Below are 23,480 nucleotides of genomic sequence, written 5' to 3'. Positions count from 1 at the left end.
CGCCCTTCCCCTTGGGCACCGGTGGTGCCCTGCGCGCGGCGGCCCGGCGGCCGCGTGGTGGTCCGCACGGGGGACACCACGCGGCCACCCGGTGCGCCGATGCGCCGGTGCGGGCCTTACCGCCCGCAGAGGACGTTCCGGACGGCCGTCCTCGCCGCCAGGTCCAGCGGCAGCCCCGGATCGCCCGCCAGCTGCGACGGCACGCTGATCGCGACGCTCCGCCGCGTGTCGGGGGTGACGCCCTCGCGGGTCATGAAGCCGGGCGTGTCACCGCCGTGCCCCCAGTACCCGGCCTTGGAGCAGGGCAGGGGGAGCCAAATCAGCCCGAGCCCGTACCGGGCGCCGGTGAAGTAGCCGTCCATGTCCGTGGGCACGGTCCTCTGCATCTCGGCCAGCTGCGCGGGGCGCAGCAGCCGTCCCCCGATCAGCGCCTTGAAGAACCGGTTGTGGTCCGCCGCCGTGGTGGTCAGCGTCCCGGCCGAGGACGCCCAGCTGTAGTCCATCCGGGTGGCGTCCACGAACGGCCCGCCCACCGTGAACTGCTGGTAGCCCTGCGCGTGCGGCCGCGGAACGTCGTAGCCCGGGGCGAACCCGGTGTGCGTCAGGCCGAGCGGCCGCACGATCCGCCGCATGACCTCCCGGTCCCACTCATGTCCGGTCACCCGCTTGATGATCATGCCGAGGAGCACGTAGCCGGTGTTGCAGTACTCCCATTTCGGGTCGCCGTCCGGCTTGGTCTCCCCCGGCTCGAAGCTCGGGCGGTGCTTCAAGGCCATCCCGACCAGCTCCGCGGGCGTGTGGTGGTCGAACCGGTGCGCCTGGAAGTCGGCCTCCGTCCCGAACGGCAGGTCCTCGGTGTAGTTGTAGAGCCCGCTCGTGTGCTGCAGCAGGTGCCGCACCGTGATCTTCTTGCCGTCGTTGCCGTTGCCCTGGACGAGGCCGGGCAGCCACTTGTCGACCGAGTCGCCCAGGCCGATCCGTCCCTCGGCGACGAGCTGGAGGATCACCGTGGCCACGTACGTCTTGGTGTTGCTGCCCGCCCGGAAGTGGGACCCGCCGCCCGTACGCAAACGCTAGGGACGCCGCGTCACCGCCACGACGGGGCCAGCCGGTGGGTTCCTGCTGCGGTCAGCCCTACCTCGTCCGTTCCAGGACAGGTCACACCCGGGCGCGGTGGGACGGGTGCTCGGGCGGGGCCTCGCGCGGGAAGGCGAAGACCGCCGCGACGGCGACGCCGACCCCCGCGACCCGCAGCACCCCCCACAGCGGGTCGGACGGCCAGTCGCCGCCGAACAGGAACGTTCCGGCCACCACCAGGTAGATCAGGGCGACGATGGTGGCGACGGTCATGCAGACCGCCATCCGGGCGCGCTGCAAGGCGATCATGCCCTGGACGAGCGCGAGCGCCATGCCGACCACGGCGATGTAAAAGTGGGGGCCGGCGAGCACGTCGGCGGCGCCGGCGCCGGCGTAGAAGGTGATCGCCAGGCCCTTCACGCCGATCTCGGCGGCGCCGACGAGGACCCCGCAGGCGACGCCGTAGGACACGCCGGCGGACGTGCGGCGGTGGCGGCCGTCCGGGCGCAGGTGGCCGAGCACCGACCACAGGGCGGGCAGGACCAGGGACGGGACGGCGACGGCGAGCAGCACCGACGGCGGCGGCGGGCGGCCGGGACCGCGGCTCCCGTCGGCCAGCGACGCGGCCACCAGGAGGGCGCCCAGCGCGAACAGGGCGATCCCCAGCCAGTCGCGCCCGCCGAGCCGCTCGCCGAAGCACCCGGCGGTGAACCCCAGCAGGAGGACGCCCGCCGTGCCCGACAGCGGGACGACCAGCGCGGCCGGCAGCCTGGCGAACCCGACGAGCTGGAGTTCCACGCCCGCCACGAGCAGCAGCAGGCCCGCCGCCCACAGCCGGCTGGTGAGCAGCTGGCCGAGCAGGTGCGGGAGGCGGTCGCCGCGCAGCGGCTCCATCCGGGCGCTGGCCGCCTTGAACAGGGCGACGCCGCAATAGCACAGGCAGACCGCGACGAGCGAGGTCGCGACGCCGATCACCCGGGCCTCCGAGAAGACGACCAGAACCTGTAGGGCCGGATACTAATCTTTGGGCACCCGCTGGAATGCGGAATCGGAATTACTCGTCGCCGCGAGTGATCGCGCGGCCGCGCTCTTTTATCGCACCCGCTCCCGTCCCGGGAAACGCGGACGCGGCGCGGGAGGCAAGCGCCGGGGCACGGCGGGTGGAGTCGGGATGGCCCGGTCCACGATGCCCGGACGGCCGGGAGTTACGCTGGCCTTCCGGGCCCCACGGCGGAAGGAGCGGCGATGACGCTCGCCCCCGAGTTCACCGAGATCACCTCTGCGGAGGAGCTGCGCGAGCTGCTCGGCGCCCCGATGCCGCGCGCGGTCGACAAGGAGCGCGTCGCCCTGCACGACTGGGACCGGGAATGGCTCGCACGGTCCCCGTTCTGCCTGATCGCCACCAGCGACGCCGCCGGGAACTGCGACGTGTCCCCCAAGGGCGACCCGCCCGGGTTCGTCCGCGTCCTCGACGACACCACCCTCGCCATCCCCGACCGTCCCGGCAACCGCCGCGCCGACGGCTTCCTCAACGTCCTGGCCAACCCGCACGTCGGGCTGATCCACCTGATCCCCGGGCGCCGCGAGACGCTGCGGATCAACGGCCGGGCACGGCTCGTCCGGGAGGCGCCCTTCTTCGACGCGATGGTCGTCAAGGGCCACCGCCCGGTCCTCGCCCTGGTCGTGGAGATCGAGCAGATCTTCTTCCACTGCGGCAAGGCGCTCATGCGGTCGAACCTGTGGAAGCCCGGGGAGTGGGAGCCCGGCGCGCTGCCCTCGCACGCCCGGATCCAGAAGGACGTGCAGTTCACCAAGGAGAGCGTCGAGGAGCTGGAGGAGTACTACGGCCCCGCCTACGAGAAGAAGCTGTACCGGGGCTGACACGCGGACCGGCGGCCGAAGCGGGCCCAGGGCACGCCTCGTCGACCCCCGCGCATTCGCGCGGGGGTCTCGGCGGTGCGGCCCCTTCCGGCCGCTCTCGTGTGCGGACGGGCTGCGCGGCCGGCGCTCAGCCGCTCTTGCGGCGGAACTGGCGCTGGTGGTCGGCGCGCTCGTGGGTGCCGCGCACCTTCGAACCGCTCCTGCCGCCCGCGCCCGCGTTCTTCTCGGCCGCCGCTCCGCGCTTGCGCTCCAGGGCCTCCCGGAACCTGCGCTTCACGTCGTCCTCGCTGCCGTCCTTCTCGCTGCCGTCCTTCTCTCCTGACGAGTCGGCCATGCGGACCTCCAGCCGTTGTAGGGGCACCCACTAGCCTCACATACCCGGAGGGGAACGCGGGCACCGGACCCGCCGGGAAGATCATTCCGGGGTTTTCCCGGCGGGACGATCATTAGCGGGACGAACTCCCCTAGGGTGTGCTCGTGGAGCCCCAGATCCCGCCGTCCGAGCCCGCGCCGGCCCATCCGCCGCTGGAGGCGCTCGCCGTCCAGCCGCTGGTCAACCGGGACTACGAGTCCCGTCCCGCGCTCTTCTACGAGCGGCTGCGCGCCGAGTACGGGCCGGTGGCGCCGGTGGACGTCCTCGGGGTGCCCGCGTGGCTCGTCATCGGCTACCCGCAGACGCTCGACATCCTGCGCGACGCGCGCGGCGTCTGGAGCCGGCGGCTGGACTCCTGGCGCGCGCGCCGCGAGGGCCGCGTGCCCGCCGACTGGCCGCTGCTGCCCGTGTACGGGCTCGACTTCTCGGTGTTCCGCGACGGCGCCGACCTGAGCCGGCTCCGGGGCGCCTGGAGCGAGGGCCTGCGCCCCTTCCAGGACCGCTCGCGGCCGCAGGCCAAGCAGCTGGAGCAGGCCGTCCGGCGGTACGCCGACGAGCTGATCACCGTGCTGTCGGAGGGCGGCGGCCGCACCGGCTGGGCCGACCTGTCGGCGCAGTACGCGCGCCCCCTCCCGCTGATGGTGATGGGCCGGCTGCTCGGGGCCGACAGCGCCCGCGGCGACGAGCTGATCATGGACCTGTGGCGAGTGCTGGACGCTGGCCCGGACGCCGCCGAGGCGTCCGCGCGGCTGATGGCCGAGGTCACGCAGGTGTGCGCGGCCAAGGCGGCCGAGCCCGGCGAGGACCTGCCGTCCTTCATGCTCGCCGCCGTCCCGGACCTGACGGTGGACGAGCTGGCCCGCGAGATGGTCCTGCTGACGGGGCTGATCGGCGACTTCACCGGGACGCTGGTCGGCAACACCATCGCCGAGGTGGTCATCGGGGAGACCGGGGCCCGCGACAGCCTGTCCGCCGGGATGATCCAGGAGGCGGTCAACCGGGCCGCGATCTCCAGCCCGCCGATGGCCAACCTGTCGTTCCGCTGGCCGAAGGTCGACGTGCGGATCGGCCGGTTCCAGATCGCGGCCGGCGACCCGGTCATGCTGTCGCCCGCCGCCGCGCACCTGGACCCCGCCTTCACCGAAGGCGCGGCGGCCGACTCGATCTACAGCTCCCGCGCGCACCTGGCGTGGGGCGCGGGGCCGCACGCCTGCCTCGGCCGCGACCTGGCCACCACCATCACCGTGATCGCGGTGGAGCGGCTGTTCGACCGGTTCGGCGGGCTGCGGCTGGCGCTGCCCGCCGACCAGCTGCCGTGGCGGTCGTCCCCGATGATGCGGGGGCTGCGCTCGCTGCCGGTCCACTACGAGCTGGCGGGCGAGCCGCCGCCGCCCGCCGGGAGCCCCGACGCGGAGCCGGCCGCCGGGCAGGGCGCGGACGAGCCCGAATCGCGGTCGCTGGTGCGGCGCATCCTGCGTGCCGTCCGCCTCGCCCAGTCCTAGGGGCTCACCGGCCGGGGTCGGCCCGTTCCGCGGCCTGCTCGGCCGCCTCCTCGCGGATCCGGCGCCAGGCGGCCGCCACGTGGGCGTCGCCGGTGGCGGGGGCGCCGATCGCCATGCGCAGTAGCACGCGCCCGCCGGCCTTGGTGTGGGTGAGGTAGAGGTCGCCGGACGCGTTGAGCCGCTCCATCAGCCGCATCGTCGCCGCGTCGGCCTCCCCGTCCGGCAGGCCGTCCCAGCGCGGGCGGAAGCACACGAGCCCGAACGGGGGGTGCTCCAGCAGCTCGAACCCGGGGTCGGCGGCGACCCAGGACGCGAGGTCGCGGGCCAGCCGCACGCCCGTCCGGACGTGCTCGCGCAGCCCCTCCGCCCCGTACCAGCGGATCACCGACCACAGTTTCAGCGCGCGGAACCGGCGGCCGAGCGAGATCTGCCAGTCGCGGTAGTCGATGACCTCGCCCGAGGACGTGGCCTGGTTGCGCAGGTATTCCGGCAGGATCGACAGCGCGCCCACCAGCGGGGCCCGGTCGGCCACCCACAGCGCGTTGCAGTCGAAGTTGGTGAGCAGCCATTTGTGCGGGTTGGTCGAGTAGGAGTCGACGTGGCCGTCCAGCCCGTCGTTGACCCACCGCAGCTCCGGGCAGACGGCCGCGACGCCTGCGTACGCGGCGTCCACGTGGAGCCAGACGCCGTGCCGGGCGCAGACCTCGCCGATCTCGGGGACGGGGTCGACCGCCGTCGTGGACGTGGTGCCGACCGTCGCGCAGACCAGGACGGGCACCGCGCCCGCCGCGGCGTCCTCGGCGAGCAGCGCGTCCAGGTGCGCGGGGGCCATGGCGAGGGTGCCGGGGCCCGAGTCCACGACGCGGACGTTCGCCGACCCGATCCCGGCGACCTTGGCGGCCTTCTCCAGCGACGAGTGGGTCTGGGAGCTGATGTAGAGGGTGTGGCGGCGGGTGATCCCCTCGCGTCCGGCGGTCCCGCCGTCGGCCCGGTGCAGCGCGGCGAGGATCGCGACGAGCGCGGCGCCGGACGCCGAGTCCTGGATGACGCCGCCGCCCGCGCCGTCGCCGCGGAACCGGGCGGGCAGGTCGAGCAGCTCGGCCAGCCAGTCGATCGTCCGGGTCTCCAGCTCGGTGCAGGCGGGGCTGGTCGCCCACAGCATGCCCTGGACGCCGAGCCCGGCCGACAGCAGGTCGCCGAGGATCGCGGGGCCGCTGGCGTTGGCGGGGAAGTAGGCGAAGAAGCCGGGATGCTGCCAGTGCGTGATCCCGGGCATCACGACGCGGTCGAGGTCGGCGAGGACGGCCTCGAACCCCTCGCCGCGCTCCGGCGGGTGGGCGGGCAGGCTCGCGAGCACCTCGCCCGGCCGGGCCCGTGACAGGACGGGATAGGACTCGATCTTCTCCTGGTAGTCGGCGATCCAATCGACGACCTGCCTGCCGTACCGGCGGAACTCCTCCGGCGTCATGTGCCCTGCCACGTGCGCTCCCGTCTGCCGCAGACCCGCCCGGACCAGATCATATGGGCCCCGAACGCGGAGGCCGGCCGGCGCGGCGGCAGGTCAGGGCACCCGGATGCCCTCCAGCGCCACGGTCCACACGCCGTCCATGACCTCGGAGACGACGAGGCCGACCGCCATGTCCGAACGGCCCTCCTGGGCCGTCCACAGCGGGAACTCGACGTGGAAGGCGCGCTCGTCGGCGGCCTCCTGCGGGGCGGCCACCGCGTCGACGGCGCGGAACGCCTCCTCCGGCGGGCTGATCAGGTCGCGCCCGGACCGGGCGATCGTCGCCGCCATGTCGGACGCGGTGTATCTGCGCCCCTCCGTCAGGGTCTCCAGTTCCTCGTAGTGCCCGCGCACCAGCAGGGCGACCACGGCCCGAACGGCGTTCACGCCCTCCTCCGGCAGCATGCGCCACACCGTACCGCGCCCGGCGCGCCAAGATCGGCGTCCTGTTTAGACGGCCCCGCCCGGGAAGATTGTGACCACGAAGGACCATGAGGCCGGCTCGACCGCGCAGGGAGGACGAACGATGCCAGACAAGAGCGACAAGCACGGCCCCAGGCTGGACGACGAGATCGGCCACGAGACGGAGGGCATGGTCCGCGGCGGCCACTCCACGCACGCCGAGGAGTTCAAGGAGACCGAGCCGTACTCCGGCGACGCCGCGTGGGATCCGACCGCCCCCGGCGGCGATCCGCGCGAGGGGTCCCCTCCCGGGATGAGCGCGCGGGACGTGGAGGGCCGCAGCGCGCTGGCCCGGCTGCTCACCGGCGTCCGGTATCCGGCGCGGCCGGACGAGCTGGTCGCCCACGCGTCCGGCGAGGGCGCCCCGGACGAGGCGGTCGGGGCCCTGGAGACCCTGCCCGACCGGGACTACGAGAACCTCGCCGACGTCGCCGAGGAACTCGGCTACGGCCGCGAGAGCCGCCGCTTCTGATCCGCCTCCCGTCCCCGCTTGCGGCGAGCCGCCCCCGTGCCAGCCCTCACGGGGACGGCTCGCCGCGGCTTAATGATCACGGGGTCCGCGGGCGCGCAGGTGGGGGATCTGGCCTCCGGCGGCGACCAGGTCGCGCTGGCGCGGGGACAGGCGGTGCCGCGCCCGGTACGTCTCGTCCCTGGTGAGGTTGCGGACCTCGATCCCGCCGCCGCCCGCAAGGGCGCCGCGGACGTTCCCGATCCGCAGCTCGTCGCCCTGCCGGACGCGGTCGTAGTCGGCCTCGTCGGCGAACTCCAGCGGCAGGATCCCGAAGTTGACGAGGTTCTGCCAGTGGATGCGGGCGTAGGAGCGGGCGAGGACGAGCCGCAGCCCCAGGTGGCGCGGCGCGATCGCGGCGTGCTCGCGCGACGAGCCCTGCCCGTAGTTGCGCCCGCCGACGACCGCGTGCGGACCGGCCCGGCGGGCGCGGTCCGGGTAGCCCTCGTCGAGCCGGGTGAAGGCGAAGTCGGCGAGCTTGGCGATGTCGCTGCGGTATGGGAGGGCCCGCGCGCCCGCCTGGAGGATCTCGTCGGTGGACACGTCGTCCCCGACCTTGATCACGACGGGGACGTCCAGTTCGTCCGGCAGCGGGTCCAGCTCGGGCAGGACGCCGATGCTGGGGGCCTTCTCCAGTTCGGCGCCGCACGCCTCCTCGGGCGGCGGGGGCGCCTCCAGCATCGCGTGATCGGCGCTGGAGGTCTCCGGGAGCCGGACGTCCGGCGGGTCCATGGGCAGGTCGCGCGGATCGGTGATCTCCCCGGTGAGCGCGGCGGCCGCGGCGGTCTCGGGCGAGCAGAGCCAGACCCGGTCGCCCTTCGTGCCGGAGCGTCCGGGGAAGTTGCGCGGGAACGTCCGCAGGCTGTCGCGGCCGATCGCGGGCGCCTGGCCCATGCCGATGCAGCCGAGGCAGCCCGCCTGGTGGATCCGCGCGCCGGCCTGGATCAGGTCGGCCGCCGCGCCCGTCCGCGTCAGGTCGAGGAGGATCTGCCGGGACGTCGGGTTGACGTCGAGCGACACCCGCGGATGCGCCTGGCGGCCCCGGACGATCGCCGCGACGGACGCGAAGTCGCGCAGCCCGGGGTTCGCCGACGACCCGACGACCACCTGGTGGACCTCCCGCCCCGCGACGTCGCGGACCGGCACCACGTCGCCGGGCGAGCCGGGACGGGCGATCAGCGGTTCGAGGGCGGACAGGTCGATCTCCTCGGCGGCGTCGTAGGCGGCGCCCGGGTCGGCGGTGATCTCGGTGAAGTCGTCCTCGCGTCCCTCGGCGCGCAGGAACGCGCGGACCCGCCCGTCCGAGGGGAACACCGTGGTCGTCGCGCCCAGCTCGGCGCCCATGTTCGCGATGACGTGCCGGTCCATGGCCGACAGCGACGCCAGGCCGGGCCCGTGGTACTCGATGACGCGGTTGACGCCGCCGCGCACCCCGTGCCGCCGCAGCATCTCCAGGATCACGTCCTTGGCGCTGACCCAGGGCGGGAGCGCGCCGGTCAGCCGGACGCCCCAGATCTCCGGCATCGTCACGTGCAGCGGCTCCCCGGCCATCGCCATCGCGGTCTCCAGCCCGCCGACGCCGATCGCGAGCATGCCGAGGGACCCGGCCGCGCACGTGTGGGAGTCCGAGCCGGCCAGCGTGGCGCCGGGCACGCCGAAGCGCTGCATGTGCGTGGGGTGCGAGACGCCGTTGCCCGGACGCGAGTACCAGAGCCCGTACCGGCGGCACGCCGACCGCAGGAAGATGTGGTCGGCCATGTTGCGCTCGTCGGCCTGGAGCAGGTTGTGGTCGACGTACTGGACGGACACCTGCGTGCGGACGCGGTCCAGGTCGAGGGCCTCCAGCTCCAGCATCACCATCGTGCCGGTCGCGTCCTGCGTGAGGGTCTGGTCGACGCGCAGCCCGATCTCGGCGCCCGGCGTCATCTCGCCGCTCACCAGGTGCGAGGCGATGAGCTTGCGCGCGACGTTCTGGGCCGCCATGGTCAGATGCCCTTCTCCTCCTGGACGTTCCCCGGGATCCGCTCGGCCGGGTGGGGGTCGTGCTGGGGCCGCTCGGCGGGCTGCCCGCACCAGTGGGCGAGCGCGTCGCGGATCGCGGCGGCGCGCCGGTCGGGCGCGGTCTCGTCGCACGCCCACGCGATGTACCCGTCCGGGCGGACGAGCGCGGTGGTGCGGGTGGCGCCCCCGGCCAGCGCGCAGTGCAGGCGGTCCGCCCACCGCTTGGTCGCCAGGTAGGTCACCGCCGGGTCGTTGGCCGCCACCACCAGCACGAACCGCCCGTCGCCGAGCAGCCCGTACAGCCGCCCCGGGCTGCCCGCGAGCGGGACGTCCGGGGCGCGCTTCCCGGCCAGCCGGTGGGCGCCTTGCGGCGCCGGGTAGGCGATGTCGATGCCGGACACCCTGCCCGCCAGCCGCCGCTCGATGGGCCGGACGTGGGTCGCCGCCCACACCGCCGCGCCGCGCGCCCTCTGCAGCAGGGGCGGCTCCACCAGTGCGAACCGCAGCAACGCCCCGCTGCCGCGCAGGACGAGCCGCCCGACCGGGTACCGCTCCTCGTGGTAGCTGTCGAGCAGCCAGGACGGCGCCCACCCGCGCAGCTCGGCGGCCAGCTTCCAGCCGAGGTTGGCGGCGTCCTGCAGCCCGGTGTTCATCCCCTGCCCGCCCGCCGGGGAGTGGACGTGCGCGGCGTCGCCCGCGAGGAACACCCGCCCCACCCGGTACCTCGGGACCTGCCGCTCGTCGCTGCGGAACCGGGACGTCCAGCGCGGCTCGCCCATGCCGTGGTCTGTGCCGAGCGCGCGGCGCACCACCTCCCGCAGCTCGTCCATGTCGACGGGCTCGGAGTCGGGGACCTGGTGGCGCCGGTTCCAGCCGATCACGCGGTACCAGCCGTCCCCGAACGGCGCGAGGAAGGCGAACGCGTCGCCGGACGTCCCGCCGGTCAGGACCTCGCTCGGCGCGTCGTCCAGCCGCACGTCCGCGAGCATCACCGACCGGACGGCCGCCTGCCCGGGGAACGGCAGCCCGAGCGCCTCCCGGACCGTGCTGCGCACCCCGTCGGCGCCGACCACGTACGACGCGCGGCGGGTCCGCTCGTCCCCGGCGGCCGTGCGGACGTCCACGTCCACGCCCGCCGCGTCCTGCCGGAGCCCGACCGCCTCGGCGCCGTGCACGATCTCCGCGCCCGCGGCCAGCGCCCGTTCCCGCAGCACCCGCTCGGTCTCGTACTGCGGCGTGACCAGGACGTAAGGGAAGCGGCCGGGCAGGCGGGACAGCCGCAGCCCGCGACCTCCGAACAACCGCACCCTCTCGACGCGGGTCCCCGTCGCGGCCAGCTCGTCGGCGACACCGCGCGCGTCGAGCAGCTCCAGCGTCCGGGCATGGACGGAGAAGGCGCGGGTCAGGTTGCTCGTGTCCTCCTCCCGCCGCTCCAGCACGGTGCAGCCGATCCCCGCCGCGGCCAGGTCCCCCGCCAGCAGGAGCCCGGTCGGGCCCGCCCCCACGATCAGCACGTTCCCGGCCGGCTCGCCGGTGGACCTGTCGATGGGTGACATCCCGCTCCCCTCCCGCTCTGTCGGCCGTGCTCGGTTCCCGCCTCCCGAACCTTCCCCGGAACGGGCGTTCCTCACGCGCCTGTACCGTCCGCGCGGGGGCCGGATCCGATTCCCTGGACGCGGCCGGGCGCGGGCGCGGTCAGCCCTGGATGCGGCGGTCGCGGCCCGCCCACTCCCTCTCGCGGAGCTGGAACTTCTGGATCTTCCCGGTGGAGGTCTTCGGCAGCCCGGCCACGAACTCGACGGAGTCGGGCGCCTTGTACCGGGCGAGGCTCCCGCGCACGTGCTCGACGATCTCCGCCTCCGTCGCCGCGCGCCCCTCCCGCAGGACGACGAACGCCTTGGGCCGCTCGCCCCACGTGCCGTCCGGCGCCGCGACGACGGCGACCTCCAGGACGGCGGGATGCGAGTCGATCGCCCGCTCCACCTCCACGGTCGAGATGTTCTCGCCGCCGGAGATGATGATGTCCTTGGACCGGTCGCGCAGCTCGACGTAGCCGTCCGGGTGGCGGACGCCGAGGTCGCCGGAGTGGAACCAGCCGCCCCGGAACGCCGCCGCCGTGGCGTCCTCGTCGTCGTGGTAGCCCCGCATGACGTTGTTGCCGCGCATCACGATCTCGCCGAGCGTCTCGCCGTCGGCGGGCACGTCGGCCATGTCGGCGTCGACGACGCGCAGCCCGTCCGTCTGGATCATCCCGACGCCCTGCCGGGCCAGCAGCCGGGCCCGCTCGGGCGCCGCCAGCGCGGACCAGCCGGGCTGCGGCTCGCACACCGAGTACGGCCCGTAGGTCTCGGTCAGCCCGTACACGTGGACGATCTTCGCGCCGAGCCCCTCCATCTGCCCGATGATCGTGGGGCTCGGCGGGGCGCCCGCCGTGGTGACGACGAGCGGCCGTTCCAGCGGATGCGCCTCGGCGGCGTTGGCGATGGCCACCAGGACGGTGGGGGCGCCGTTGAGGTGGGTGACGCCCTCGGCGTCGATGAGCCGCCAGACCTCCCCGGCGGCGACGGCCCGCAGGCACACCTGCGTCCCGCCGACCGCGACGAGCGCCCACGGCGTGCACCAGCCGTTGCAGTGGAACATCGGCAGCGTCCACAGGTAGACGCTGTCGGGCGTGTGCCGCGAGTGCAGGACCTCGCCGAGCCCGTTGAGGTAGGCGCCCCGGTGCGTGTAGACGACGCCCTTCGGGCGCCCAGTGGTGCCGGACGTGTAGTTGATGGAGATGGCCGCGTTCTCGTCGTCCACGCTCCAGGGGAGGGGGTCGTCGGAGCCGCGCGCGAGGAGCTCGCCGTAGGTGATACCGCCGACCGCCGGGTCGGGTTCGGCTCCGGCGGCGGACACCGTCACGACGTCCGGCAGCCCACCGGCCAGGGGCGCCGCCGTGGGATGCAGCCCGGCGTCGACGACCAGCGCCTTCGCGCCCGAGTGGCCGAGGATGTAGCGGACCTCCTCGGACGCCAGCCGGGTGTTGATCGCGACGAGGACGGCCCCCGCCAGCGGCACGGCGAAATGCGCGACGAGCAACTCCGGCACGTTCGGCGCGAGGTAGGCCACGCGGTCGCCCGGCTCGATCCCGATGGCCCGCAGCGCGTTCGCGAGCCGTGTCACCTCGGCGGCGAACGCGGCGTAGGGGACGCGGCGGTCGCCGTGCACGTACGCGGTCTTGCCGGGGAACACCTCCGCCGACCGCTCCAGGAAGGACAGCGGGGTGAGCGGGGTGTAGCCCGGTCCGTTGCGCATCGCGATCCTCCGGTGCCGTCGGCCGGGGCGGGCGCGACCCCGGCGCGGATGTGACCCGCGTCTCCAAGGCTCTCACGCGGAGGGCGTCAGCCGGCGCCCGCCGCGGGGCGGTTCCGGCTCTCCAGGCCCAGGTGGATGCGGTAGCGGTCGGCCCGGTAGATGGCGAAGGTCACCTCCACGCAGATCCCGCGGCTGGACGTCCGCTGCTGCAGGAAGAACACCGTGCCGCCCGGCTCGATCCCCAGCAGCCGCGCGTCGCCCGCGCCGGCCGGGCCCGCCTCGATGGTCTGCTCCCCCGCGTCCATCACGATCCCGTACTCGCGCTCCAGCACGTCGAACAGCGAAGTGTCGGGCGGGCGGCGGTCGAACAGGCCGGGCGCGAGCGACGCGGGGATGTGCGAGCGCTCCACCGCCATCGGCTCCCCGTCTGCCAGCCGCAGCCGCTCCAGGACGTGCACGGCCGCGCCCGGCCCGGCGCCGAAGAGCGCGGCCAGGCGCGCGTCCGCCTCGATGGTGCGGGACGCGAGGTCGACCGAGCCGGGCCGCAGGCCGAGGGCGCGCATGTCCTCGGTGAACGAGACCAGCTCCTTCGGCATCTGCACCTTCGGACGCGCCACGAACGTGCCCTTGGCGGGGATGCGGCGCAGCCTCTCCTCGGCGACGAGCTGGTCGACCGCCTGCCGGACCGTCATGCGCGACACCCCATAGGTGCGGCACATCTCGCGCTCGGACGGCACGGGCGCGTCCACCGGCAGCCGGTCCTGTTCGATCAGGTCCAGCAGGATGGCGCGAAGCTGGAGGTACTTCGGCAACGGCCCGGAGGAATCGATCACCCCCCATACATATCCGATTCCGGACGTTCTCCGGCCGTCACTGGACGCCGCGCCGGGCGATGCAGCACGCTGGGCACCAAGATCGAAGTGAGGAGCGCGACCGTGACGGTGTCCAGGCTTCGCGACATCCCCGGCATCGGCGTGGACAGGGTCGGCGACGCCGCCGACGCCGCGGCCGACCCGGAGTTCCTCCGGCTGGAGAACCTCGACACCGACGTGCGGCCCCCGGCCGCGGCGCTGGCCGCGACCCGCGCCGCCGTGGACGCCGACGACGCCAACAGCTACCTGCCGTTCCAGGGGCACCGCGGCCTGCTGGAGGCCACCGCCGCGCACGTGGGGCGCCTCTCCGGGCGCTCCTACGACCCGGACACCGAGTGCGTGAGCGTCGCCGGCGGCCTGAACGGCATCCTGAACACCCTCCTCGCGACCGTCGAACCGGGCGAGGAGGTCGTCCTGTGCGACCCGATCTACGCCGGGCTGGTCAACCGGGTCCGCCTCGCGGGCGGCGTGCCCCGCTTCGTCCCGTGCGAGGCGACCCCCCAGGGCTGGGTCGTCGACCCCGAGCGCCTGGCCGGCGCCGTCGGCCCCCGCACCGCCGCCGTCCTGATGATGGGGCCCGCCATGCCCACGGGGCTCGTCCTGGACACCTCACATTGGACGGCCCTGGCCGGCGCGCTGGACCGCCACGACGCATGGCTCGTCTACGACGCGGCGATGGAGCGCATCCGCTTCGACAGCCGCCCGCCCGACCACCCCGCCCGCGTCCCGGGCCTGGCGGCGCGCACCATCACGGTCGGGTCGGCGTCCAAGGAGCTGAGGCTCATCGGGTGGCGCGTCGGCTGGGTCGCCGGCCCCGCCGAGATCATGCGGGACATCCGGCTGGTCGGGCTCACGAACGTCGTCTGCCAGGTCGGGATCGCCCAGGAGGCGGTCGCGGCGGCGCTGGCGGCGCCGGACGCCGACGCCGACGTGGCCGCCGCGACCGGGATCTGGCGCGAGCGCTGCGAGCTGATCCTGGAGCAGCTCGCCGGCCTGCCGGTGGTGCGGCCGCACGGCGGCTGGTCGCTGCTGCTGGACACCCGGCCCCTCGGCCTGACGCCCGCCGACCTGTCCCGCCGGCTGTTCGACCGAGCGAAGGTCGCCGCGACGCCGATGGACGGCTGGGGCCCGAGCGGCGCCCACTACCTGCGGCTCGTCTTCGCCAACGAGCCGGTAGACCGCCTCGCCGACCTCTCCACCCGCTTCCACCACGCCCTCGCCTAGTTGCGCTGCAGGATGGAGACGGCTCTGACGGTCGCGTAGCCGCGCCATTCCAGGTGCGCCGCCGGGGAGTAGGTGGCGAAGTCCACGGCCCAGCCGCCGTCGTCCTGCTGCTGCTCATCGAGGCGCGCCAGCTCGGCGGCCACCACGTCCGGGGTGAACAGGGCCCGCACCGGGCGGTCCGGGTAGGGCGCGAAGTCGAGCGGGCGCATCATCTCGTCCTCCAGCCCGCCCTGGACGTGCACGAGCCCGTCCTCGGGGATGTGCTTGCCGAGCAGGGCGATCAGCTCGGTGTCCTGGACGCTGTCGGCCAGCGACAGCACGAAGGCCAGCTCCAGGGCATGCAGTTCATCCCTTGTCCGGACGGTGTCCAGGCAGTAGCGGGTGGCGCGGCCGAGCCAGGGATGCGCGGCGACCGCCGGATCGTGCGCCGCGACGCGCTGGGCCGTGGCGGTGACGATGGCCGTGATCTGCAGCGACGAGGTCCGCGGATCGGCGTCCGCCCAGAACGGCGCGCACCCCGCCGGGTCGGGCACGTGCAGCCCGAACGGCAGGCCGCCGTCCGGCAGCGCCACCGCCTCCAGCCAGTCGCACAGCGCCGCCGCCTCCGGCGCCGTACCGGGGGCGAGCTGCTCGAAGACCTCGAAGGCGTGCAGGGCGGGCCCCGGCTGGCTCGTCCTCGACCGCAGGTCGGGTTCGAGTCCCCGGCCGTAGCCGCCGTCGGGGTTGCGGTAGGCGTTGAGGGCGGCCAGCAGCGCCTCGGGGTCGCCCTTCCCGGTCAGCATGTCGAAGCGGCGGCGGTCCAGCGGGCGCGCATGCGTGGCCATGAAGTCGGCGGCCTTGTTCAGATCCATGGCTCCAGCGTGCCCGCCGCCGCCACAAGCGTCTTGTCGGTTTCGGTCATCACCGGGTCATCCGGCCCGGCCGCTGCTAGCCGGCGCGCAGGGCCAGGCCCAGGGCGCGGAACTGCTCGACCGGGTGGTGGTAGCCGCGTTCGATGTGGTGGACGCCGCGCAGCGTGGACGGGCCCTCCGCCACCGCCGCCGCCAGCACCGCCGAGAACCCGGCCCGGATGTCGGGCATGGTCACGTCGCCGCCGCGCAGCTTGCTCACCCCGCGCACGACCGCCGAGTGCAGCGCGGGCGTGTCGTGGTAGCGGCAGGCGGGGCCGCCCAGGCAGGTGTCGTACACCTCGATCTCCGCGCCCATGCTCTGCAGCGCCGGGACGTAGGCGAGCCGGTTCTCGTACACGGTCTCGTGCAGCACCGACATGCCGTCCGCCTGAGTGAACAGCACCATCAGCGGCGTCTGCCAGTCCGTCGCGAACCCCGGGTGCGTGTCGGTCTGCACCGCCGCGGGGCGCAGCCCGTCCGGTGCCGACGCCATGATCCAGTCATCGGTGATCTCGAACCGGGCGCCCATCCCGGTCAGCGTGGTGATCGCGGTGACCAGGCGGTCCTGCGGGCAGCCGTGCACCCGGACCTCACCGCCGGTGACCAGGCCCGCCACCAGGTAGGAGAACGCCTCGATGCGGTCCCCGGCGAGGCGCGTCTGGGCGCCGCTCAGCCGCTCGACGCCCTCGACCACGATCCGCCGGTCCGGCGCGAAGGAGATCCGGGCGCCCATCCGCTGCAGGAACAGCGCCAGCTCGATGATCTCCGGCTCCGTCGCGGCGTTCCTGATGACCGTCTTGCCCTCGGCCCGCACCGCCGCCAGCAGCACCGTCTCGGTGGCGCCGACGCTCGGGTACGGCAGGTCGATCCGGGTCCCGACGAGCCGGGACGCCCGCGCGTGGATGCCGTCGGCGGCGATGGTGACCTCGGCGCCGAACGCCCGCAGCGCGTCCACGTGGAAGTCGACGGGGCGGCGGCCGATCGGGTCGCCGCCGACCAGCGGGACGAACGCCTCCCCCGCCAGGTGCAGCAGCGGGCCGAGCATGAGGATCGGGATGCGGTTCAGGCCGGTGAACGCCTTGCCGACGCCCGGTTCCGACACCGGGCCCGGCACGACGGTGATCTCGCCGCCGGACCGCTCGACACCCGTCCCGACGTGCTCCAGCATCCCCGTCGTGATCCCGACCTCGCCGACGTCCGGCGCGTTGCGGATCGTGCTCGGTTCCGCGCCGAGCATCGCCGCCACCATGTGCTTGCTGACCGCGTTCTTGGCCCCGCGCACGGTGACGTCGCCGCGCAGCGGGCCGGACGGCTCGATCTCCCACAGCTTCTCGGTCATTCGTGCAGCCTACGGCCGCCCTGCGGGTGCACCAACCGAATCCATCCAAAGGCCACGTCCGGTCTACCGGACGGTCAGCGCCGGAAGCCGTCCCCTGTTGGTGGCCCGCGCCGCCGCCAGGGGCGCCCGGGCGCCCGTGCCGGTGAAGATCCGCGCGACCCGGGGAGGGTTCCACGGCGACAGCAGGTACGACCCCGGCTTGATCGTCTTGTCGATCTTGAACGTGTAGGTGCTCCGGACGACCGTCGTCCGCCCGCAGCCCTTGGCCGCGGTCTTGGGCGGGGCCGTCCGCACCGCGGCCTCGACCCGCCGGTCGCTCGGACGCGACGGCAGGACTCCGGCGGACGCGGGGTAGAGCCACAGCGCCTGCGCATGCCCGTCGCCGACGCTCCAGCCCCACTTGCCCTGGGCGGCGGGCGGGCACGCCGACCGGTTGGCCCGCCGCTCCACCATCCGGACGGTGACGGTGTTCCCGGGGTGGGCCTGAGAGGGCGTCACGCTCAGCAGCACGTCGATCCGCTGCCGGTTGGTCGGGCTCAGCGCCTTCGCGGCGCCGACGACCCGCGCGGCGGGATTGATCGTGTAGGCCAGCCGTCCCCGCGACACCCCGGTCCCCGGCTGGACGGGCCGGTGGCTGACCACCGGGGTCGCGTGCGCGGGCTCGTCGTCCCCGAACGCCTTGGCGATGCCGAACGTCCCGAATCCGCAGACGAGCCCGAGCGCCACCATCCCGGCGAGCGGCTTGAGCAGGCCGGGCCGTTCCTCCGGGGCCTCCGGCGCGACAGGTGCGTCCTGCGCCGCAAGCGCGGCCGGGGGCTGGGGCCGCGTCCACTCGTTCCGCGCCACGGCGTCCACCAGGGCGGCGTAGGCCGCCGCCGACTTCGGCCGGGCCGGCGGGTACTGCGCCATGCCCCGCACGACGAGCGCCCGCGCGCGCTCCGGCAGCCGCTCCAACTGCACGCCCCGTTCGCCCGGGGGGCGCCCCGTCAGGCACTGGTAGAACACGGCGGCCGCCGAGTACAGGTCCCCGCCCGCCGTGACGCTGCCGTCCCGCCGCTCGGGCGCGGTGAAGACGGACGTGCCGCGGACCGCGAGCCCGAACCCGGTGACCTTGCAGGCGCCCCCGACGACCAGCACGTTCGCCGGCGTGAGGTTCCGGTGGACGATCCCGGCCTGGTGCGCCGCCGCGAGGCCGAGCAGGCAGCCCTTGAGCACCCGCAGGGCCGCGTCGAGCGCCATCGGCCCCGACTCGCCGATCAGCCGCTCCAGCGTCACCCCGTCGACGAGCTCCATGACCAGCGCCCGCCGCCCCTCCACGTACTCGTGGACGCGCACGACGTGCGGGTCGCGCAGCGTCGCCAGCAGCCGCGCGTCGTCGTCGGCCAGCTCGGCCCGGTCGAGGATGACGACCTGCTCCCCGAACCCGTCGCGGACCGCCTGGACGACGCGTCCGGCCGGACCCTCGCTCAGGACCCTCACCACGGAATAACCCGGAACGTCCCAAGTCATGGCCTGTACCCTGCCGCGCCGCCCGTCCACTCGCAACCTCGCCAAGGTCACAATGCGCGGCGGGGCGCCTCCATCCCCGCGAGAACCGCAGAACGGAGGGCCGATGCTCACAGTCAGGGGCCTGTCGGGGCGCGCCGCTACGGTGAGGCGCCATGAGTGATCGACCCCCGTTTCCGCCGGACGAGGACGCCCTGGTGCTCCCCGCCGAGCTGCGACGGCGCCTGCATCCGCGGCGGGGCGGCTCGCCGGGGCCGCGGGTCACCGTGGACGAGACCGCCGCGAAGCGGATCCGGGGGCTCGTGGACGAGGTGTGGCCGGACGCCGATTCCCTGCGGAGGACGCTCGTCGGCCCACCGAATGGGTGGAGCGCGACCAGCGGTACCTCACCGGGAAGCCCGATCCGGCGGGCGCGGGACGACGTTCGCCGCGTGCGCCCTGGTCGAGCTGAGCACCCTCGCCGCACGTACCGTCCGAGGGCCGCGCTCTGAAGGTGCGGCTGCACAGCGGCGACGAGATCAAGGCGGATCAGGAGGCCGCCCGGCACATGCGCGCCCTGCTCGCCGCCGCCGACGAACCCGTCTTCCGGCAGGCGGCGGAACGGCTGGCGAGTCACCGGAACACGCAGGCGCAGAAGATGGTCGCGTCCTATCTGGTGGTTCTTGCGTCACGCCCTCAGCACACCCGGGCAGCTCACGATGGACGCGGTGCTCCAGCCGGGCTCCTGCCCCATGGGCCTCCAGGTCACGCTGGCCGACGCCACCGGGGCCGGCGCCCTCCCCCTGTTCGCCAGGACGCTGGACGAGGGGCACGTCGGCGCGTCCGAGCACAGGCGGCTGCTCAACGTCATCGCCTTGCTGCCCCGGGACGCGGCGTTCCAGGCGCTGATCGACCGGTCGGACGAGAAGTACGTCCAGCCCGTGCTGATCGCGGCGATGACGCGTTCCCCAGCACGGGCGCTGCGGCTCCTGGTGCCCGCCGCCGCCCGCTCGAAGACCGCCGCCGCGCTACTAGCCGACCATGTGCGGGCCCACCCGGAGACGACCGCGGCGATGCTGCCCCGGGCTCGCTTCCGAGACACGCCGGACCGTCGAGGCGGCCGTCCCGTCCACCGCGCGGATACCCGAGGCGGACCCGGACGAGCTGCCGACGCTACTGGTCGAGCCGCCCTGGGCCCGCAAGCGGAAAGCGGCGAAACCGGTCGTCATCACCGGGCCGACCCCACCTGACGAGCGGAAGGTGACCTGGGCGCCCGGCGAGCGCGAGGCATGGGCCGTCCCGTACCTGCCGAGCCGGGGGCGCCGCTATCCCGCCATAACCGATCGGCCGCCTCACCGCCACCGCCCTGTTCGCGCAGAGGCCCGAAGACCTGATCTGCCCGCTGCTCGCCGACTGGGACGACCCGCACTCCTCCTGGCACGCCGACGACATGCCCTGGCTCAAGACCATGGCCGGACGCTACGGGCCCGACGCCCTGCCGCTGGTGACGAGGGCCGCCGAGCAGAACCCCGGGGCCTGCGGCAGGGATCCTCGTCCCCTACCTGACCGCCGGGATCGCCAAGCTGATGGCCGGCTGGCTCGCGCGGAAGAAGTCCGGCCAGCAGACGACCATCGCCTGGTTCGGCAGGCATCGCACCGGCGCCGCCCGGATGCTCCTCCCCGCCGCGCTGGGCGAGGCGGACACGTCCCGAAGGCAGGCCGAGGGGGGCCTTGCGGTTCCTCGCCGCCGAGCTGGGCCCCACGGAGATCGTCGCCGCCGCCCGCAATCTCGGCGCCGGAGCAGCCGACGCGATCGAGGCCCTACTGACGGCCGACCCGCTGGAACGCCTGCCCGCCCGCATACCGGACGTACCGGAATGGGCCGCGCCGGGCATGCTCCCGCAGATCCTCCTGCGGGGCCGCGAACGGGCGCTGCCGGACACCGCGACCGCCCAGGTGGTCATGTTGCTGGCGATGTCGAAGCTCGGCGAGGTGTACGCGGGCATAGAGATGGTCCGCGACGTGTGCGACGCGCATTCCCTCGCCGGGTTCGCGTGGGCGCTGTTCGAGCGCTCGGAACGGTACGGCGCGTCCGCCGGGGACGGCTGGGCCCTCGACCAGCTCGGCCGGTTCGGCGACGACGCGACGGCGCTGCGGCTCGCTCCGCTTCACCGTGGGCTTCGACGAGGCGCTCGACCCGTTCGTCATCGGCGAGGACGGGCGGCGCCGCAAGACCCTCCCCCGCCTGTCCTCCGGTGACGACGCCGCCCTGTCCCCCGCCGCCTACCAGCGCTTCTCCTCAATGAAGAAGGTGGCGCGGACCGCCGCCGACCAGATCCGCCGGTTGGAGACGGCGATGGTCACGCTGCGGCGCTGGACGCCCGCCGAGTTCGGTCCCCTCTTCGTCCGGCACCCGGTCATCTGACACATCGTGCGCCGCCTTATCTGGCTCGCCGAGGAAGGAACCCAGGACACCGCGTTCCGCCTCGCCGAGGACCGCACGTTCACCGACGTCCACGACGACGCGTTCACCCCGCCCGGCTCCGCCGCCATCCGCATCGCGCACCCGCTCGACCTGGGCGACACCCTCCGAGCCTGGCGGGCGACACTGGACGACTACGAGACCCTCCAGCCCTTCCCCCAGATCCGGAGAACCGGTCCACGCGCTCACCGGGGAGGAGCGCGCAAGCGGCCGCCTCACCCGGTTCGAGGACGCCACGGTGCGGACGGTGAGGGCCCTCGCGATGAGGCACCGTGGCTGGGACCGCGACAACCCCGGCGGGATCTTCCGTCCGCTGCCCGGCGACCGCCGCATCATGGTCGACCTGGACCCGATCACCGCCTCCGAGCTCATCGCCGACCTCACCGCTCGGAGCACCCGCAGGACGTAGCCGGCGCTCTAACCAGAGAGCAGCGCCCTCAGTTCCCGCGCAGCCGGTAGCGCTGCCGCCTTGTCGGGGATGGCGTTGAGAGTCATGCGGGCGGCCCCCAGATACCTCGTCGTCCGGCGGTCCTGCGGTAGAGCGGCCACCATGCGGGTGGCCTCCTCTAGCCCTGACGTGGGGTCGGTACGTGCCCCCAACGCTGCCCGGTGCAGTTGTATCTCCACAGTGACGTGATAATCGGCGTCCGGCCGCAGCAGAGTGTTCTGAGCTTCGGTCGCCTGCCGTACGTCACCGGCAAGCGTGTAGATCAGGCTCTTATCGAACCAGAGTCCCTCCTCGCGCCGTGCCCAGTCGGGATCGAAGACTGTGGACGTGGACATCTTGTCGAACGCCGCCTCTGCGGATCTGAGTGCCGAGACGGCCTCGCCCATACGTCCCAGACAGGCAAGCACCTGTGCCTCAGCGGTGAACGCGGCGGCCAGCGGGGCGCTGGGTCGCTCCCCAGCCAGGCGCCGGGCCTCGGACGCGACGCGGAGCACCTCCTCCAAGTCCTCGCTAGGGTCACCGCGCCGGTAGAGCGCCTCCCTGCTGCGGAGCCACGACGCCAGCAACGGATCGTCCGACTGATCGGCGAGTGCGCGGGTCTTGCCCCACCACCGGCGCGATTCTCGGCGCTGGCCCAGGTCAACGAGCTTCCCCCCGATCAGCATCGCGTGTCGTGCCGCGGCATGCGCCAGGTCGCGCCGCACAGCGTCGGGCTGCTTGCGTTTGAGGTGCGGGGCCATGACCGTGAAGTCGGCCGCCAGCGCGGCAAGGATCACGGCGGGAGGCTCGACGCGGGCTCGCCGGCCATGGACGACGGCGGCGTCCTCCCAGTCGTCGATCATCGCCTGCGACACGCTCGCCCCAGGAAGGGAGGGTTCGCTGGCCTGCCATGCCTCGGTGAGTTTCGCCAGGATCGGCGCGACGGTCGCGCTCGCGGTCAAGGCCGCGGCATCGTGGATGAGTTCACGTCGTCTCACAACGTCGTCCCAGGGGTCGAGTAGAGGACTTTGATCCACGGTACTCGCAGGGCCGGTGATTACCAGCTGCTCAGAGGGCGGAGGGGCGGGGAACAGTTCGTCTTGCGGGATTCCGTGCACGGCGGCGTAGGCGGGGGCCCAGTCGGTGGGGAACACGTGCCCCTTTTCGTGCCGGGTGACCTGCTTGGCCAGGCTCCTGACCTTGTCGCTGGGATGGCTGGTGATGCCGATCGCTTCGCGCAGCCGACGGGCGGTCTCGAAGGGCCCCCAGCCGCGTGCTTCGCGGGCGGCCTGGAGGTGGACGGCCCACGCGGGGCGCTGCTGGACGGTCATGACCCTTGACACCCTTCACCGCTGGGACGGGAACACGGGGATGTCCCCTGGCCTGAGGCCATTGTGAGCGTTCCGTGACGCACCGTGCAGGGTTTTCACTCAATGGTGCGGGGCCACGCACCAGCCACCGTTCCCGTGTGGTCCAAAAGATCCTTCTCGGTGCGTGGCCCCGCCCAGAGACAAGGCGACCCCGGACGCGGTGATCTCATGAAGCCATCGCGAAGGAGAAGGCCGCGCTCCGAGAGGAGTTCCCGCGTTGGTCAATCATCCACACCACCGATACCGGCCGCTGGTGGGCGACTCGCGTATCCCTGGTCAGTGAGGATCTGTCCGGGGTCGAGGGCGCCACGCTGGACGCCGACACCGCTGAGGGCCTGCGGGGCAAGCTGCGTAAGGCCACCGGCATCGAGGAGAGCAGGCAATGACTGAACAAGAGGAGGCCCGGCACGCGCTGGCCGAGCAGTTCCCCGACTGGCTGATCGATGCCGAGGGACATCCCGGCGGCACGATCTGGCATGCCTCGCGCCTGATCCCGCCCGGACGCGGCGGGAGCGTCGGAGTGCAGGCCGACGAACCCGGTCTCCTGCATGAGTTGCTGGACGAGGCTGACCGCACCGACGCCCGGCTTGCGTTGCGCGATGTCGCGGCCGGTCTCCGCGAGCGCGGCGTCACCGTCCATGCCTTCGCGACCAACCTAATCGTCACGGAGCGGGGGCCAGACGAGCCGGAGCGGCTGATCACCTGCAAGCGCGGGACATTCCACTGGGGAATGGGCAAGGAGATCGGCCCGATCGGGGACGTGCCCGGGGCGGTGGGGCACAT

22 protein-coding genes and 1 pseudogene are annotated in these 23,480 nt (G+C 73.7%); 10 read left to right on the top strand and 13 right to left on the bottom strand.

The window, feature by feature from the left end:
• Window positions 1–116: 116 nt before the first annotated feature.
• Together E1298_RS03685 and E1298_RS03680 are read right to left on the bottom strand one after the other, a co-directional pair.
• Window positions 117–1,070, bottom strand: a complete 954-nt coding sequence (locus E1298_RS03685) for a serine hydrolase domain-containing protein (RefSeq protein ID WP_131889312.1) — start codon at window positions 1,068–1,070, stop codon at window positions 117–119.
• Between the two features lie 88 nt (window positions 1,071–1,158).
• The gene (locus tag E1298_RS03680; RefSeq protein ID WP_131889311.1) at window positions 1,159–2,052 is read right to left on the bottom strand and encodes a hypothetical protein; all 894 of its coding nucleotides are present in this window, start codon (window positions 2,050–2,052) and stop codon (window positions 1,159–1,161) included.
• A gap of 270 nt (window positions 2,053–2,322) precedes the next feature.
• Between E1298_RS03680 and E1298_RS03675 the strand changes: the two genes are divergently transcribed.
• Window positions 2,323–2,958: a pyridoxamine 5'-phosphate oxidase family protein gene (locus E1298_RS03675; protein WP_131889310.1), complete on the top strand. Its 636-nt coding sequence runs from the start codon at window positions 2,323–2,325 to the stop codon at window positions 2,956–2,958.
• Window positions 2,959–3,085: 127 nt separating this feature from the next.
• Here E1298_RS03675 and E1298_RS03670 read toward each other — a convergent pair whose 3' ends face one another.
• On the bottom strand, window positions 3,086–3,292 hold the full coding sequence (locus tag E1298_RS03670; RefSeq protein WP_131889309.1) for a DUF5302 domain-containing protein: 207 nt from the start codon (window positions 3,290–3,292) through the stop codon (window positions 3,086–3,088).
• A 143-nt stretch (window positions 3,293–3,435) separates the two neighbouring features.
• On the opposite strand from E1298_RS03670, the gene E1298_RS03665 reads away from it, so the two are divergent.
• Window positions 3,436–4,833, top strand: a complete 1,398-nt coding sequence (locus tag E1298_RS03665; RefSeq protein WP_131889308.1) for a cytochrome P450 family protein — start codon at window positions 3,436–3,438, stop codon at window positions 4,831–4,833.
• A 4-nt stretch (window positions 4,834–4,837) separates the two neighbouring features.
• Here E1298_RS03665 and E1298_RS03660 read toward each other — a convergent pair whose 3' ends face one another.
• Both E1298_RS03660 and E1298_RS03655 read right to left on the bottom strand, forming a co-directional pair.
• Complete coding sequence (locus E1298_RS03660) at window positions 4,838–6,313, bottom strand: pyridoxal-dependent decarboxylase (RefSeq protein ID WP_243725366.1); 1,476 nt, start codon at window positions 6,311–6,313, stop codon at window positions 4,838–4,840.
• An 81-nt stretch (window positions 6,314–6,394) separates the two neighbouring features.
• Window positions 6,395–6,745 (bottom strand): DUF7668 domain-containing protein, encoded by a 351-nt coding sequence (locus E1298_RS03655; protein WP_131889307.1) that lies wholly within the window; start codon window positions 6,743–6,745, stop codon window positions 6,395–6,397.
• Window positions 6,746–6,866: 121 nt separating this feature from the next.
• On the opposite strand from E1298_RS03655, the gene E1298_RS03650 reads away from it, so the two are divergent.
• The gene (locus tag E1298_RS03650) at window positions 6,867–7,274 is read left to right on the top strand and encodes a DUF2795 domain-containing protein (RefSeq protein ID WP_131889306.1); all 408 of its coding nucleotides are present in this window, start codon (window positions 6,867–6,869) and stop codon (window positions 7,272–7,274) included.
• A gap of 69 nt (window positions 7,275–7,343) precedes the next feature.
• On the opposite strand, the gene E1298_RS03645 is transcribed toward E1298_RS03650, so the two are convergent.
• The 4 genes from E1298_RS03645 to E1298_RS03630 all read right to left on the bottom strand — a co-directional run bounded on the left by E1298_RS03645 (window position 7,344) and on the right by E1298_RS03630 (window position 13,441).
• On the bottom strand, window positions 7,344–9,293 hold the full coding sequence (locus E1298_RS03645; RefSeq protein WP_131889305.1) for an aconitate hydratase: 1,950 nt from the start codon (window positions 9,291–9,293) through the stop codon (window positions 7,344–7,346).
• A 2-nt stretch (window positions 9,294–9,295) separates the two neighbouring features.
• Window positions 9,296–10,867 carry an FAD-dependent monooxygenase gene (locus E1298_RS03640; protein ID WP_131889304.1) on the bottom strand — a complete coding sequence of 524 codons (1,572 nt, stop codon included), beginning with the start codon at window positions 10,865–10,867 and terminating at the stop codon, window positions 9,296–9,298.
• A gap of 139 nt (window positions 10,868–11,006) precedes the next feature.
• Window positions 11,007–12,608: a long-chain-fatty-acid--CoA ligase gene (locus E1298_RS03635; protein ID WP_131889303.1), complete on the bottom strand. Its 1,602-nt coding sequence runs from the start codon at window positions 12,606–12,608 to the stop codon at window positions 11,007–11,009.
• Window positions 12,609–12,694: 86 nt separating this feature from the next.
• Window positions 12,695–13,441 (bottom strand): GntR family transcriptional regulator, encoded by a 747-nt coding sequence (locus tag E1298_RS03630; protein ID WP_131889302.1) that lies wholly within the window; start codon window positions 13,439–13,441, stop codon window positions 12,695–12,697.
• Between the two features lie 102 nt (window positions 13,442–13,543).
• Here E1298_RS03630 and E1298_RS03625 point away from each other — a divergent pair, with 102 nt between their 5' ends.
• The gene (locus E1298_RS03625; protein WP_131889301.1) at window positions 13,544–14,704 is read left to right on the top strand and encodes a pyridoxal phosphate-dependent aminotransferase; all 1,161 of its coding nucleotides are present in this window, start codon (window positions 13,544–13,546) and stop codon (window positions 14,702–14,704) included.
• On the opposite strand, the gene E1298_RS03620 is transcribed toward E1298_RS03625, so the two are convergent.
• From E1298_RS03620 to E1298_RS03610, 3 genes are all read right to left on the bottom strand, one after another.
• Window positions 14,701–15,555: a hypothetical protein gene (locus tag E1298_RS03620; RefSeq protein WP_131889300.1), complete on the bottom strand. Its 855-nt coding sequence runs from the start codon at window positions 15,553–15,555 to the stop codon at window positions 14,701–14,703. The genes E1298_RS03625 and E1298_RS03620 overlap by 4 nt on opposite strands.
• 76 nt (window positions 15,556–15,631) lie before the next feature.
• Window positions 15,632–16,933, bottom strand: a complete 1,302-nt coding sequence (murA, locus tag E1298_RS03615; protein WP_131889299.1) for a UDP-N-acetylglucosamine 1-carboxyvinyltransferase — start codon at window positions 16,931–16,933, stop codon at window positions 15,632–15,634.
• A 63-nt stretch (window positions 16,934–16,996) separates the two neighbouring features.
• Window positions 16,997–18,442, bottom strand: coding sequence for a protein kinase domain-containing protein (locus tag E1298_RS03610; RefSeq protein ID WP_131889298.1), 1,446 nt, complete (start codon window positions 18,440–18,442; stop codon window positions 16,997–16,999).
• Window positions 18,443–18,594: 152 nt separating this feature from the next.
• Between E1298_RS03610 and E1298_RS03605 the strand changes: the two genes are divergently transcribed.
• From E1298_RS03605 to E1298_RS50135, 5 genes and pseudogenes are all read left to right on the top strand, one after another.
• Window positions 18,595–18,930, top strand: coding sequence for a hypothetical protein (locus tag E1298_RS03605; RefSeq protein WP_131889297.1), 336 nt, complete (start codon window positions 18,595–18,597; stop codon window positions 18,928–18,930).
• Window positions 18,931–19,101: 171 nt separating this feature from the next.
• A complete protein-coding gene (locus E1298_RS03600; protein ID WP_131889296.1) occupies window positions 19,102–19,668 on the top strand; it encodes a hypothetical protein in 567 nt (188 codons plus the stop codon).
• A 481-nt stretch (window positions 19,669–20,149) separates the two neighbouring features.
• Window positions 20,150–20,677, top strand: coding sequence for a hypothetical protein (locus E1298_RS47700; RefSeq protein ID WP_165975283.1), 528 nt, complete (start codon window positions 20,150–20,152; stop codon window positions 20,675–20,677).
• Window positions 20,592–21,014 (top strand): annotated as a pseudogene (locus tag E1298_RS50140) (DUF4132 domain-containing protein); the annotation flags it as partial. The gene E1298_RS47700 and the pseudogene E1298_RS50140, both read left to right, overlap by 86 nt.
• Window positions 21,015–21,138: 124 nt before the next feature.
• On the top strand, window positions 21,139–21,309 hold the full coding sequence (locus E1298_RS50135; RefSeq protein ID WP_243725370.1) for a hypothetical protein: 171 nt from the start codon (window positions 21,139–21,141) through the stop codon (window positions 21,307–21,309).
• Between the two features lie 8 nt (window positions 21,310–21,317).
• On the opposite strand, the gene E1298_RS03585 is transcribed toward E1298_RS50135, so the two are convergent.
• The gene (locus E1298_RS03585) at window positions 21,318–22,658 is read right to left on the bottom strand and encodes an NsdA family TPR-like regulatory protein (RefSeq protein WP_131889294.1); all 1,341 of its coding nucleotides are present in this window, start codon (window positions 22,656–22,658) and stop codon (window positions 21,318–21,320) included.
• Window positions 22,659–23,079: 421 nt separating this feature from the next.
• Here E1298_RS03585 and E1298_RS03580 point away from each other — a divergent pair.
• Window positions 23,080–23,480: hypothetical protein (locus E1298_RS03580; RefSeq protein ID WP_131889293.1), on the top strand; the 401-nt coding region annotated here is incomplete at its 3' end.

Source organism: Actinomadura rubrisoli (assembly GCF_004349215.1).
Lineage (GTDB): Bacteria > Actinomycetota > Actinomycetes > Streptosporangiales > Streptosporangiaceae > Spirillospora > Spirillospora rubrisoli.
This window is presented reverse-complemented; position numbering and strand designations above follow the sequence as displayed.